Source organism: Rhizobium ecuadorense, assembly GCF_001187535.1.
Lineage (GTDB): Bacteria > Pseudomonadota > Alphaproteobacteria > Rhizobiales > Rhizobiaceae > Rhizobium > Rhizobium ecuadorense.
On sequence record NZ_LFIO01000826.1, the window covers coordinates 1 to 244 of the forward strand.

At 52.0% G+C, this 244-nt stretch carries 1 protein-coding gene; it reads left to right on the plus strand.

Annotated elements, in window-relative coordinates; genetic code table 11:
• Positions 1–53 precede the first annotated feature (53 nt).
• Positions 54–244 (plus strand): DUF6791 domain-containing protein (locus tag AF337_RS14490; protein ID WP_342028432.1); only part of this gene is annotated, 191 nt, incomplete at its 3' end.

Here is a 244-nt window from a genome sequence, read left to right on the forward strand (position 1 = left end):
ATCACACCATGTATTTCGCAGGTGGGATGCCATGTCATCGCGATGGAAAGCCGATGAACAATATCGTCAACGGTGCCGTTCAGCAGCGCTTCGCTGATATTGATGTTAGCTATTATTTGTCGTCGAAGCCGGAGATCACTCATCGCTACGAGACTATCTACGACAAGGTAGTAGCTTACGAGGGATTGATCGGCGGTGCCGCGAGATCTTTGGACCGAACGGCTAACGCCAGGACGCATGCCCA